The 12,494-nt window shown below is 58.7% G+C and carries 9 protein-coding genes and 1 tRNA gene; 7 read left to right on the top strand and 3 right to left on the bottom strand.

Annotation, left to right across the window (positions count from 1 at the left end; translation table 11 throughout):
• Positions 1–352 precede the first annotated feature (352 nt).
• Positions 353–2,356 (top strand): RNA polymerase sigma factor RpoD, encoded by a 2,004-nt coding sequence (gene rpoD / locus GNZ13_RS50685; RefSeq protein WP_172178991.1) that lies wholly within the window; start codon positions 353–355, stop codon positions 2,354–2,356.
• Between the two features lie 410 nt (positions 2,357–2,766).
• On the opposite strand, the gene GNZ13_RS50680 is transcribed toward rpoD, so the two are convergent.
• Complete coding sequence (locus GNZ13_RS50680; protein ID WP_172178990.1) at positions 2,767–4,044, bottom strand: hypothetical protein; 1,278 nt, start codon at positions 4,042–4,044, stop codon at positions 2,767–2,769.
• A 720-nt stretch (positions 4,045–4,764) separates the two neighbouring features.
• Here GNZ13_RS50680 and GNZ13_RS50675 point away from each other — a divergent pair.
• A tRNA-OTHER gene (locus GNZ13_RS50675) sits at positions 4,765–4,847 on the top strand.
• Between the two features lie 30 nt (positions 4,848–4,877).
• Here GNZ13_RS50675 and GNZ13_RS50670 read toward each other — a convergent pair.
• A complete protein-coding gene (locus GNZ13_RS50670) occupies positions 4,878–6,137 on the bottom strand; it encodes a chorismate-binding protein (protein ID WP_172178992.1) in 1,260 nt (419 codons plus the stop codon).
• A gap of 370 nt (positions 6,138–6,507) precedes the next feature.
• Between GNZ13_RS50670 and GNZ13_RS50665 the strand changes: the two genes are divergently transcribed.
• The 3 genes from GNZ13_RS50665 (at position 6,508) to GNZ13_RS50655 (ending at position 9,811) form a co-directional block, all read left to right on the top strand.
• Positions 6,508–7,026, top strand: coding sequence for a hypothetical protein (locus tag GNZ13_RS50665; protein WP_172178989.1), 519 nt, complete (start codon positions 6,508–6,510; stop codon positions 7,024–7,026).
• Positions 7,027–7,515: 489 nt separating this feature from the next.
• The gene (locus tag GNZ13_RS50660; RefSeq protein WP_172178988.1) at positions 7,516–8,658 is read left to right on the top strand and encodes a porin; all 1,143 of its coding nucleotides are present in this window, start codon (positions 7,516–7,518) and stop codon (positions 8,656–8,658) included.
• Between the two features lie 85 nt (positions 8,659–8,743).
• Entirely contained in the window at positions 8,744–9,811 is a 1,068-nt protein-coding gene (locus GNZ13_RS50655; RefSeq protein ID WP_172178987.1) for an NAD(P)H-dependent flavin oxidoreductase, read from the top strand.
• 289 nt (positions 9,812–10,100) lie between these two features.
• Here GNZ13_RS50655 and GNZ13_RS50650 read toward each other — a convergent pair whose 3' ends face one another.
• Complete coding sequence (locus tag GNZ13_RS50650; protein ID WP_172178986.1) at positions 10,101–11,231, bottom strand: IS110 family RNA-guided transposase; 1,131 nt, start codon at positions 11,229–11,231, stop codon at positions 10,101–10,103.
• Positions 11,232–11,369: 138 nt separating this feature from the next.
• On the opposite strand from GNZ13_RS50650, the gene GNZ13_RS50645 reads away from it, so the two are divergent.
• Both GNZ13_RS50645 and GNZ13_RS50640 read left to right on the top strand, forming a co-directional pair.
• Entirely contained in the window at positions 11,370–11,735 is a 366-nt protein-coding gene (locus GNZ13_RS50645) for a group II truncated hemoglobin (RefSeq protein ID WP_172178985.1), read from the top strand.
• Between the two features lie 475 nt (positions 11,736–12,210).
• On the top strand, positions 12,211–12,494 hold a 284-nt coding region (locus GNZ13_RS50640), incomplete at its 3' end, for a hypothetical protein (protein WP_236002569.1).

Raw genomic sequence — 12,494 nt, 5'->3', positions numbered from 1 at the left:
GTGATGAACACCCTGTATCGCGATATGAAGGCCAAGGTTGCACCAGACCGTATGAGCGAGAACCAGCGGCGAACGCCAACATGCCGTTTCGGGGTGCGGGAGGCTCCCCGGTTGCGCGAACGGGTTCGATTGGTGCGGCGCAGCAATCAATGTTATAATGTCACGCTGTGGTTTCCGTGCGCTGTTTTTCGCGCTGTTCCAACCGGCCCGCTCACGCAAGCGGGCCGCGTCCTTTGCTCGTTGCGATCTATCACTCGTACTCGCCTTCAGCCATCAATGTCGTGGCTCGCCGGCCGCAGTGCGGGTAGCCGCTGGTCTCGCTATCGCCGGGCAAGCCTGTCCAGGAGAATGTATGGCACGTTTTGATCGGGAAGATTCAGGGCCAAACACCGTCGCATCCGCGCCGAAGGCTGCGGGCCGACGCGCAGTGAAGGGCAAGGCTACCGCAGCGTTGCTGTCGATCGACGCAGTGTCCACCGTGTTGCAGGACGAAGAACGGCAGCGTCAGATGCGCGCACTCATCCAGTTGGGAAAGGAGCGCGGCTACCTGACTCACGCCGAAATCAACGATCACTTGCCGGACAATTTCGCGCAGACCGCGGCCATCGAAACCATTGTCGCCACCTTCAATGACATGGGCGTAGCGGTCTACGAGCAGGCGCCCAACGCGGAGACGCTGTTCCTGAACGATGCTGCGCCGGCAGCCGTGTCGGACGACCAGGCCGATGAGGAAGCGGAAGTCGCGCTTTCCACGGTGGATTCCGAATTCGGGCGCACGACCGATCCCGTGCGGATGTACATGCGTGAAATGGGCGGGACCGAATTGTTGAATCGCGCGGGCGAGGTTGAGATCGCAAAGCGCATCGAAGACGGCCTTCACGAAATGATTCAGGCGATTGCGGCCTGCCCGGCGACTGTCTCCGCGATCCTTGCGAGTGCGGAGCAGATCGAAGCCAATGAACTGGGCATCGACGAACTGGTCGACGGTCTCAATGAAGACTCCGCAGCGGCCGGGCCGTCGGTGTCGGACTCCGCTGATACACCGGATATCGACGGGGACACCGCCGATGACGACGACGGGCAGGACGCTGACGACAGCGAGATCGAGGAGGGGAACCCGGCGAAGGCGAACGAAGCGCGTCTGAAACAGCTCACGAGCGACAGCCTCGCGATATTTGCTCGAGTGCGCGAGCTGTTCGATCAGATTCCGCGTGGGGACGCCGCGCAAGGCAAGGGGCAGGTTGCCTTCGCACGCATATGCGAAGCAATCCAGCGCGAACTGGCGCCAATTCGCTTCACAGCACGAGCCATCGATCGGCTGTGTGCCGATGTCCAGCAACAGGTCGCGCAGGTGCGCGCGGTCGAGCGGCGTATTTTGCATATTGCCGTTGACCGGTGCCGGATGCCGCGCGAGAAGTTCATCGAGTCGTTTCCGGGGTACGAAACCGATCCTGGCTGGACCAAACGCACGGCCGCGGCGTCGCGCGAGTATGGAGCCGCGCTCGGACGCAGTCTGCCCGCCATTCAGGCCGAACAGCAAAAGCTGATCGATATCGAAGCGAACGCGATACTGCCGCTGCAACAGTTGAAGAAGATCAACCGGCAGATGATGGCGGCCGAGTCGAAAATGCGGCAAGCGAAGCGCGAGTTGATCGAGGCCAACCTGCGCCTCGTGATCTCCATCGCGAAGAAGTACGTGAACCGCGGCATGCATTTTCTCGATCTGATTCAGGAGGGCAACATCGGCCTGATGAAAGCCGTCGACAAATTCGAATATCGACGCGGCTGGAAGTTTTCGACCTACGCAACGTGGTGGGTGCGGCAAGCCGTCACGCGTTCGCTTGCGGATCAGGCGCGCACGATTCGCGTGCCAGTGCATATGATCGAGTCGATCAACAAGCTCAACCGGATTTCGCGCGAGATCCTGCAGCAGACTGGACGCGAGGCTCATCCTGCGGCGCTGGCCCAGCGCATGGAACTGCCGGAAGAGAAGGTTCGCAGCATGTTGAAGGTCGCCAGGCAACCCGTGTCGCTCGAAACGCCGGTGGGCGAGGACGCCGACGCGACGCTTGGCGATATGATCGAAGATCCAATGGCGGCATCGCCCGCGGACGCGGCCGTGCATGCGAACCTGCGCGCCGCGATCGATGACGCGCTCGATGCGCTGTCGCCGCGTGAGGCGAAGGTGCTGCGGATGCGTTTTGGGATCGATACCGCGTCGGACTATACGCTCGAGGAGTTGGGCAAACAGTTCGACGTGACGCGCGAACGGATTCGGCAGATCGAAAGCAAGGCGATGCGAAAACTGATGCACCCGAGTCGCGCCGACAAGCTACGGCAATTTCTCGATCACTGAGCCACGGACCCGGGTGTCGGCGTGTTGGGTTGTCTCAGCGCCGCTCGCTGGTCCCTCGGCGTTCTTCACTCGCGCGGGTAGTAGGCCCAGCGCTGGCAGAGGGCGCCTACAATTCCGCTGGCCGAAATTTTTTGCCGCATATCACCGCGAAGCTGATCTCTTCCGGATATATGTCACAAGTCAGCCTCGCGGAGGTGGTGGGTCGGGAACGGCATTGGCAGAACGATACGACAGTTCGACCGCGCGGGTACTTCGCTTCTTCAAGCATAGCGCTCACGGCCGGTCAAGGACGGGGTCCGCAGTCGATCGTCGATCGGAAATGGGGTGATCCTTCGCGCGCACCGGGTCCAGGCTACCTCGATGCGCTTCATGTGTCATGGCAGAATGGGGCGTGGCACGCTACCGCCGACTCACAACAGGACCGCCTGCTGCAAAAGTTCCAGAGCCTTCAATTCGTCCAATCGACCAGTGCGTGCTTTACCTGCCAGCGTCCTGAGTAAGGCTTCCGCGATCGGTTCGATACCGTGAAGGTTGTCCAGGCTGGTCACTGAGGGGAGCGGCACCGCGCTTCGCTGCCGTATTACTGCGGCTGGGAGCGACGGAAGGGTTCCCGGTGTGGCTGCGGGAACGTCGCCGTCACTTTCTTCAGGTGAGCGACCGGCAGGCTCGTCGGGGGCACCACTTACATGATCCTCCGGGCTGACGCCGATCGTCTCTTTCTCTGCTGTGACATCCGCCGAAAGAGGTGAGGAGCTTTGCGGATCGCCGTGGACGCCCGCGCGGGCGCGCCGCGTGCGCGCCTCCGCATCGGCGGGTTTGCCTGGCACGCCATCCTTCGTTGCAGCCGCGAGCGGCTCGTGTTGTTCAACGGATGCACGCCCGCGCGAAGCAGGGGTAAGCAAACGCGACACCGAACCAGGGATCTCGGCTTCGGAGCGCGGCGTGTCCAACCAGCCAGTTGGCAAACCCAGTCGCTCCGTGAAACGGTTTGCTTCGACACTGTCCATGCGTTTCTTGCCATATAGCCGATGGGCCATGTTGGAGCCGCTCATCGCCATGACTACACCAAGTCTTGCTTTCGATCCGTTGCGAGCTGTGAGGACGTGGAGGTTAGCACGTCGAATGTCTTCTACCACGGCGCTGTCGTCTAATGCCAGCGGTTGCTGCCGGGTCGTTTCATGAGATGTCCTGTCTTTCGAAGACGAACCTTTCCGCAGGGCAGGGGGCTTAGGCTGTTCGACCATCTCGCTTCGACTATTCCTGACGGCCCTGGGTGACCCTCCAGTTGCTCTCTTTGGCATTTGCGCTTCCTCGAACGAACTATCTTTAAGAAATGGTTGTTGGCCGCCGTTCACGGCGGGAGCCGGTTCAAGTGTTTCAGGCACTACCTCTTGTTCGTCGTCTGTTCGGACGAAGTCGAGCGGTGACTTCAGGCGGGCGATGGTTTCGGCCGTGAGCGCAGGATTGGGCTGGTCGAAGAAGCCATGCGGCAGCCCGAGCGTGGTTTCCATATGAAAGGCGGTCTCGGGCGTGAACCTCTCACCCTTCATCAGTTCAGCCACGCGCGTCATGTTCGATTCGAGTCCTAACGCGATATTCTCTGCACCCACCGCATCGACCAGAAACTGAAACGATCGTGTTTTGAAAATCGAGGCAGTCTGGGCGGCGTCTCGAGGAGGTGCCTTCACGTACGGTTGTCCCTGCCGGTTGGACGGAGATTTTTTTACGTGGTGAGGTTGGCGCTGGCTGCTGTCCCGAGACATTACGAGATAAAATGCAACTACCTGTCTAACGCAATTGCGTACGTTTCAACGTCAAAATCCAGCTTTCCAGACTGCCCGGCGAGGCAATCTGGTTTGCTCATCGCAGACGGCCAGTCGCCGACGCGGCCTCGCGAAGGACTCGATCGTTTGCCAAAAACTGGCCCTATTCTCAGCGTAAATTTGTTCCCAGTATTGAACGTCAAGCTCCATGCTCACCCAGTGTACGGAGCTGCCACCGTTCGGGTTATGAAATCGTGTGCGTTGCGTGTCGGCAGAACAGTTTTGTATACAACACGCGGCGTAGGGCTTGTTCTTCCGTGAATGTCCACGCCTTGTCGTGCCGGTATTGCAGGAACAACATTACGACCAGCAGCAGCGTGGGTGTAATATTATTCGTAGTCCTATGCATTTGACATAAAAAAATGAGCAAAATTTTTGTTGTAGCAGCAATATGAAAATGTCGGGTTTCGGCAAGATACAGATGTCGTGATTTGCGGCTGGTCATCGCGGATAACGCAGCTAACCGTCTTCTGAGGTGCGGCCCACACAGAATAATGTTTCCACTGAGCAGCGGCCATCGGCTCCGATGACCGCTCTTTAGACAAATGACACTGTAGTGCCACTTAGGTCTGCAGAACCCTTGCCGGACGGGCGAAAAGACCGGGCTTCAAACACAGTTGAGGGCGTCAGACGCGCTCAGGTCGGTTCGACTCCGGCTGCCTTCCGCAGCGCGGTCTTTAGCCGCTGTATCTTTCTGGCTAGTTTACCCAGGCCATCGGCTCAGTTTCAGTAAGAAATCTCGCCTTGAGCAACGTCTCTGCGTGTTCATCCTTGGCGTGACTATCGAGTACGATTCCACCGCCGACGCCTAAGCGCCCTCTGCGCGTGTTCGATGGACTCGGGGCAGAGATTGTAATCGTGCGAATCGCTACGGAAAGACAGAAATCTCCACAGGCCGGCACAACTCTATCTCCATCTGATAGAGGGGGAGCCTCTAACCAGCCGATTGCCCCGGTGTATATTCCTCGTGGCGTGTTCTCGAGCTTCTTGATCAACTGCATGCTCATGTGCTTCGGGGCGCCAGTGATCGAACCACAAGGAAACAGCGCGCGCAAGATATCGGCGAAAGAGCAGTCGCGGCGGATGGTCGCTTCGACCGTCGAGGTCATCTGCCATACGGATGGGTATTCCTCGATCGTGAATAGCGCTGGTGTCCGGACCGTACCAATCTCGGCGATGCGCGAAAGATCATTCCGCAGGAGATCGACGATCATTACGTTCTCTGCCCGGTTCTTCGGGTCCGTCGAGAGAAAACGGGCTGCCCCACGATCGACATCCGGATCTGACGACCGGGGTGCAGTTCCCTTCATCGGGCGACAGCGCACAAGCGGTCCACCCTTGCTGGCGAAGAGCTCGGGTGAACAGGAGAGCACCCATTCTCCTGTCGGCAAGGACATCAACGCGCCGTAGCGCACGGGTTGACGCGAGCGGAGGCGACGATACAGACCAATAGGATGACCGATGACGTCGAATTCAAGCCGATAGGTGAAGTTGATCTGGTAGGCGTCACCAGCGTGGAGTGATTCGTGTATGGACTGGATCGCATCGGCAAACTCGGGAGCGTTGACCGACGGCGTGATGCCGGTCACGCCTGCCAGCGATGGCGTGGCGGCTCCTCCATCCTTCTGGCAAAGCCATTGGTCCACCTGGACTTTACATAACCGAGTGCATTGCTCGAAGACAAGGAACGTTGCTTTTCCTTCGTGCGTACCTCGCAGTTGCAGTTGAGCACCAAACTCGTAGTCGGCGACAACAATCGCATGCAGGCCGCGGCGAATTTCATCCTCAACCTCATCGACAACCTTGTCTATTTGATTACAGTCGGTACAAACGATTTCCCGCACGTAGCCGGTATATAGACGGCTATATGGCTTCTCAGAGGTGGCTTCGCAGTCGTCAAGTAGTACGAATGTATCGCTGTCGTCCGAAATGCTGCACCTGATACTAGCTCGTTCCATCATTCTTACGGTTTTGCAAAAACAGATTCGCATGCACGAAAGCTCGACCGCCCGTGCTCCTCACAATTGCAAAGACCAACGGAAAGCATGTGTGCTTGACATTCGACCTTAGCGGCGACTCTGGCGCCATACCCCGCGTTAGGTATTGTTGGAAGGCAATACTGCTGCTGGTACAGTCGGTCGACCGGGAAGTCGAATGACTCGCTGGCATGGCCACTTCCGGAGGGCCACCTCAGCAACACTATTTCAGTCTAACGTTCGGCCTATCCGATGGTGTGCGATCGGCCTTGGAGAGTCACGGTTTAGATGCGATCTGACGATGGCGAGTGAACCGATCCGGACAGGAAAACTAACGGTCAGAGGATGCCGAATGAGCATTGGTCACGATTGCGGAGATCACGTCCCGCATGCGATTAAATATTCTAACGAAATCAAAGCAAGTGTTCTTGCCGCATATCACGACGAGATTTGGGGGGAGACAGTATTCCTGAAGCTGGCAGAGCACGGGCCGTTTGCAAGGGAGCGCGAGAAGCTGATGGTGCTTGCACATCTCGAAAGCGAGACACGAGCAAGGCTAAAGGCGTTGCTCGCTCGATGGGGGATGTCCACGGACGAGCCGGATGGCAAGCGGCAAGAGGGTATTGAGCGCGCTGAGGCGTACTGCGTCATGAGCTGGCTGGAATTTGTAGTGGCCTTTGCAAGGGAGTTGCCGCCGTACGTGGCGCGATACCGCCTCCTTGCAGAAAACGCGACAGGCTCCGATAAAGCTGTGCTTCGCTGGCTCTACGAGCACGAACGCGTGCTATTGGAGTTTTTCAAGTGTGAGAGCAGTGGTGACGGTGCCCGGTCTCTGGCGCAGGTTACGGCTCTGATGGACCCGACCTCATAGCGATGTGGTCGATAAACATCCGCGTGTGAAAAAAGACAACAAAAAAGGCGACATGAAGCGCGCCATGAAGGGGTAGAAGAAGGACTACTCCCTCAGCAACAAAGGGGTACTCGCCGACGTAGGGAAGGGGTAGGCGCGGCTCAATGCACGACTGCGCACGAAGCCCGGCGACTACGTCAAATGGCCGCCAGGCCTCGAACCACCACGCCTTCCTAAAACGCGTACATATGTTCTTCCCTTGTCGCATCTCGATGCGATCACTCTATGCTTCATCGTAATTGTCGAGTCAGGGGCTTGTAGCGCCCAGCCATCTCTCTTGCCCACGCATTTCTCGCGTGTGACGCTGATGTCGTCCTGTTTGGCCAGTGTGAGACGGCTGCTTCATTAAGGCTGCTCTAGCCACACAGTATCCGACGGGTTGCGCATGGCAGCGCGCAAAACTCGCTATCTATCCGGCAAGACTCCAGCAAGACAAGAGAGAACCTGACAATGAAAAGACTGACTGCCGTAGCACTGTCTGGCGTAGCGCTCGCGTTCGCAAGCGTCCCCGTGACCAGCCTGGCCCAAAGCAGCGTGACGCTGTACGGGATCATCGACGCCGGTATCACGTACGTGAACAATACCGGCGGCTCGCGCGTCGTCAAGTTCGACGACGGCGTGTCCTACGGCAATCGTTGGGGCATCAAGGGCACCGAAGATATCGGCGGCGGTTTGTCCGCGGTGTTCACGCTCGAAAACGGATTCCACCTGGGTAACGGTACGCTTGGCTTCAACGGTGCGGAGTTCGGTCGTCAGGCCTATGTCGGGCTGGCGAATTCGTGGGGCACCTTGTCGTTCGGCAATCAGCTCGATATGACCGAGGAAATGGTGTTCTCGTACAACATCTCGGCATGGGGTAGTGGCTACGCGATTCACCAGGGCGATTTCGACCGCTTCAATGGCGATCGGTTGCCCAATTCGGTGAAGTTCCTTTCGAACGAATTTGGCGGTTTCATGTTCGGTGGCATGTATTCATTCGGCAATCAGGCGGGAAATTTCCATCAGAACAGCGCCTACAGCGTGGGCGCGCACTATGCGCACGGCGCGTTCACGATGGGCGCTGCCTATACACAGTTGAACAATCCGTTCGGCATCTACGCGTTCGATCCGTACGCGATGATAGGCACGAGCACATTCCTCGGCCGGCCGACGGTCAGCGTCGATCCCGCGACGGGCGCGATCACCGATCTGTATTCGAGTACCTCGTTCCCGGTGGACAAGCAGGGCACCTTCGGTGTTGGTGCGAGCTATGCGATCGGCACGGTCACGCTGAACGGTAACTACACGTACACGACGATCAAGGCATTCGGCAATTCATCGCATATGCAGGTGGGCGAGAGCGGCGCGATCTGGCAGGTGACACCGGCGTTCAGCGCGATCGGCGGCTATCAGTACACGTCGTTCGAAGGCCATCACTGGAACCAGGGCACGCTGGGGCTACATTATCTGCTGTCCAAGCGTACCGACGTGTATGTGTCAGGGGACTACCTCAAGGCGTCGAGCGGTGTGAACGCGGTGATCGGCTACAGCTTCACACCGTCCACGACAACGACTCAGGCCGATGTGCGGGTGGGGATGCGGCATTCGTTCTGAAGGGGATTATCATCGAGGGTCGAAGCGAAGCGGCTGATGTGCCTCGCGCAAAAGATATCCCTCTACTTGCAACAAGGCGGTGGCCATGACTACAAACGCTGCACCGTTTGCTACTGAACTGACCTTGGCGCTGGGTTGCCGGGATCCGATTATCTCGGCTGGGATGGGCGGGCCGGCACGCGCTGAACTTGCTGCGGCCGTTTCGAAGGCGGGTGGGTTTGGCCTGCTCGGCATGGTTCGCGAACCGCCTGAGTTGATCGAGCGCGAAATCGCCGCGGTGCGGGCCGTGACGGATCGGCCGTTCGGCGTCAACCTCATCCCATCCGCGACAGAATCCGGGCTCTTTGCTGCAGAGCTTGACGCGTGCCTCGCGGCACGCGTGCCGGCGCTGTGCTTTTTCTGGGACGTGGTACCCGAAGCGATACGGCGAGCCAAGGACGCCGGGGCGATTGTGCTGTATCAGGTTGGCTCCGTTGAAGACGCGCTCGCCGCCGCGAAGGCCGGCGCGGATGTCATCATCGCTCAGGGTATCGAGGCCGGCGGCCACGTCCGCGGACGTACCGGCATTCTGACGTTGCTACCCGAGGTCGTACGGCATGTGCGCGTGCCGGTGGTCGCATCGGGCGGGTTTGCGACCGGAGGCGGGCTGATTGCCGCCCTCGCCCTTGGCGCCTCGGGCATTCATTGCGGTACCCTTTTTCTGGCCACGCACGAGTCGTTTGCGCATGCCTATCACAAGCAGCGCATTCTCGATGCCAAGGCAGGGGATACGGTGTACACCGACCTCTTCGCGATCAACTGGCCGCCGCATTCCCCGGTCCGTGTACTGGCAAATTGCGTGACTCAGGAAGCGGCGGAGCATTGGTTCGGCAATCATCCAGATACGCTACCGCGCGAAGTGATCGCGCATGACGACGGACGTCCCATCTACAAGTTCAGCACCGATTCGCCATTGCGCAGCACGGTGGGAGATCACGAGAAGATGGCGCTATTTGCCGGGGAATCGGCCGCGCTCGTGAATACCGGCACGTCGGCAGCCGAGGTGATCGAACGTCTCGTGGGTGAGGCGCTTGAGGCGTCAAACCGGCTCAGGCTGGCAATGCAACCTGCGTGGGGGCACCGGCACCATGGAAGCGCAACGTCCAACTGTTGATATGACTCCCCGTGTCAATAGGGTGGTTTTCAGGTTTTTTTCTTCATAATCGTTTTTGAATTTCCTGAGGGCGACGTAGCAGTAAATCTCGACGGTGGATCACGCTGATATTCGCGGATTGGGTACCGCATTACAGAGGTCCGTGTCATGAGCCTGCCGCTTTCTTACCCCGCAAGTCGGCCTGATACCGTTGCCAAACAGGAGCGCGGATTACTCAGATACCGGGCTACGCCGCCTTCAGGAAACTCTCGCAGTGTATGAGCTGTTGGGTGGTTGGAGAAACTCGTCGTTACGCAGGCTGTTCGCTTTGCGGCACCGCCAGGGTCATCCCCATCCGGCCGATGTCCCAGATGAACGCGGCCAGTTCACGAGCCACAGCAATGATTGCAACCTGGGGGCTCTTTCCTCTGGCCACAAGCCTGCGATATCGGCCACACAGGCGTAGCTGGGCATCCCAGGCCCGATCGACAATGGGCTTGGGTATGCCTTCCTGTCGTCTCTGTATGTCTTTGCTCACGCGCGCCGGATGCTGGTAGCTCCAGGCTGATTCGACCAGCAGCTTTCTTGCATAACTGTTGCCGGCCTTGGTGATACTTCCCTGGCGCCGTTTGCTACCTGATGAATGTTCCGACGGTGTGACGCCGAGCCACGCCATCAACTGTCGCGGATGGTCGAAGCGCGACAGATCGCCCAGCTCGGATATCAGTCCCACCGCCGACGTGAACTGGATGCCGCGCATCGCCTGCAACGCAAGCACGACCGGATAGAACCGCCAGCTAACAACCGCTTCGCGCAGCGCTGCCTCCAGTCGGTCACACTGCGCGAGGCGATCTTCGATGGTGCGGCGGTGTTCGTTGAACGCCAGTTGCTGCCACGCACTGTCGAACGAAAGGGTACTCAGCCAGCGCCGGTGGGCCGGGCCCCAATTTGCCCGGCCGGAGTACTGTACGCCGTGCGACAGCAGGAAAGACTTCAGCCGCTGCCGTGCCTGCTTCAGATCGTCACGGGCGGACGACCACGCCCTGGCCAGATCGCGAAACGCCTCGTCTTCCACGGTCGGCACATGCACTGCGGACAGATCGCCGGCTCGCAGCGAACGCACCAGCTTGATCGCGTCACGCCGGTCGGTCTTGACGCGATCACCGGGCTTTCTCGGAATCAGCGATGGCGCACAGACCATACAATCGAAGCCTTTCCCGACGAGCCGGCGATTCAGTCCATAGCCACAAGGGCCTGCCTCATAGACAACGTGAACATGCCGAGCCTTGGATTGCAGCCGCGTACACAGGCGATCGACTTCAACCTGTGTCGTGCCGATCTTGCCGAACAGTTCAACTTCGTTCAGGCCCATCGCGTAGGCAACCGTGATCGAGTCCTTGTGAACGTCCAGCCCAACATACAACGTGCTATCCTGGTTCATGCTGGCCTCCGTGCGGGAAACAAACCGTCGAGTGGTGGCTCCGGCCACACTCTTGCGGCTCTGGCAGCATGCTAACCCGCGTTTCACTTCCCCACGGCGGCCAGCCTCGCTGCCACGGGAGTCATACTGACTTATCAGATGATCGGCGGCGAGCAGGCGCTTAAACGGCTCGTCGAAAAATTTTACGACATCATCGAAACGGATCCAGACGGAGCGATCGTTCACGCTCTTCATCTCAAAGGGTTCGGAATAAACCACGTCCGCCTGGCGCAGTTTGAATTTCTGTCGGGCTTCTTTGGCGGCCCCCAGTACTACGCGGAGCGGATGGGGCATGCAAACCTGCGGGCCATGCATGAACACTTACAGATTGGCTTCACTGAAATCAAAGCATGGCTGATATGCATGGAGAAGGCCATCAACGCGCTTGAATTTGACTCCGACGTAAAAGCAAAACTGATGCTGCATTTCACCCGGTCAGCGGAGTCGCTCAAAAGCAGATCCTAGCGCGTGCCGAACGCGGCATACCGATTGCTCCCGCATTGACCACCGCCAGGCAGCGCGAGAATGCTTCGCGTGCCAGGTGATGTAAACGCCGCTCTCCGACGCTGTCGTTTACCCAGGGTGCAGTGACAATTTCGTTGTGGCGTCAGCGGCTGGAATGCGGCTTCATGTTGCTCTGCGACATAGCCTTGTGCGCTTATTACAGGCTGCACGCCGCGATGCCGGCCGCCCTTGGCGGCCCGCAACTTACCGTGCTGCATCAACGGGCTTCGTTCGAGCCGATCCGTGTCTACCCACTCAAAGCATATTGACAACAGGGTAGCCTGACACGCTAAATACCGCGGAGAAACTTTGTTGCCGAAAGGGAATCTCTCAACGTCATTGCGAAGTCGCCTGTCAGCTTGTCTGTCTACCCGAACTACCCACACCGCCGGCGTATGCCGACACGACCGAGGAGGGTTTGAAGATGGAACACACAATGCAAAAGCGCATCAATGGAATGTTTGCCCGGGATCGCCTGATGGCATGTATCGCCTTGCTGCTGCTATGGGTCACGCTAGGTTACGTTTATATCGCGGTGACTGCTTCCGCGACCGATCCGGCGGTGCGTATCGCGCTTTCGATCGGTGTGACAGGCGTGCTGGTGTTCAATACGGCTTCGATTCTGGCAATGGTCCGGCATTACAAGGACGACAAGAATCACATCTACGGTCTCGACATTCGCCACCTCGATGAAAATCGTGCGCGCAAGGCCAAACTCGT

This window comes from Paraburkholderia elongata (assembly GCF_013177735.1).
Classification (GTDB): domain Bacteria; phylum Pseudomonadota; class Gammaproteobacteria; order Burkholderiales; family Burkholderiaceae; genus Paraburkholderia; species Paraburkholderia elongata.
This window is presented reverse-complemented; position numbering and strand designations above follow the sequence as displayed.

Coding starts and splice junctions, on each gene's coding strand:
- GNZ13_RS50670 (WP_172178992.1), bottom strand. CDS start 6,137: ATGGAACGAGCTAGTATCAGGTGCAGCATTTCGGACGACAGCGATACA.
- GNZ13_RS50645 (WP_172178985.1), top strand. CDS start 11,370: ATGATCGGCGGCGAGCAGGCGCTTAAACGGCTCGTCGAAAAATTTTAC.
- GNZ13_RS50665 (WP_172178989.1), top strand. CDS start 6,508: ATGAGCATTGGTCACGATTGCGGAGATCACGTCCCGCATGCGATTAAA.
- GNZ13_RS50655 (WP_172178987.1), top strand. CDS start 8,744: ATGACTACAAACGCTGCACCGTTTGCTACTGAACTGACCTTGGCGCTG.
- GNZ13_RS50650 (WP_172178986.1), bottom strand. CDS start 11,231: ATGAACCAGGATAGCACGTTGTATGTTGGGCTGGACGTTCACAAGGAC.
- rpoD (WP_172178991.1), top strand. CDS start 353: ATGGCACGTTTTGATCGGGAAGATTCAGGGCCAAACACCGTCGCATCC.
- GNZ13_RS50660 (WP_172178988.1), top strand. CDS start 7,516: ATGAAAAGACTGACTGCCGTAGCACTGTCTGGCGTAGCGCTCGCGTTC.